General features: G+C 60.3%; 1 protein-coding gene. It reads right to left on the reverse strand.

All coding sequences use genetic code 11. From position 1 onward, the window contains the following. The coding region (locus tag P2081_RS20590) for a P-loop NTPase family protein (RefSeq protein ID WP_313790366.1) at positions 1-216 on the reverse strand (216 nt) is incomplete at its 3' end. Between the last annotated feature and the right edge of the window lie 109 nt (positions 217-325).

The raw sequence follows: 325 nt of genomic DNA on the forward strand, positions 1-325 counted from the left end.
GAAGTGTTTCCTCTGGGCCAGCTTCTTGTCCAACCCCCAGAAGACCTGGACGATACCCAGGGTGGCGGACGTGACCGGGTCAGAGAAGTCACCACCGGGGGGAGACACGGCGCCGACGATGCTGACGGAACCCTCGCGGTCGGGGTTGCCGAGACACTTGACACGGCCGGCTCTCTCGTAGAAGGAGGCCAACCGCGCACCCAGGTACGAGAACATGCCCCATGTGCAAGATGGACATCCTCAAGCATTACGGCTTTGTCTTCACTGGCAGCCAGGAGAGTATCCTACACATGGACATCGAGGAGGTAGTGAGTGAGTCGGAGAG

This window comes from Pseudophaeobacter profundi, assembly GCF_029697505.1.
In the GTDB taxonomy this organism is placed as follows: Bacteria; Pseudomonadota; Alphaproteobacteria; order Rhodobacterales; family Rhodobacteraceae; genus Pseudophaeobacter; species Pseudophaeobacter profundi.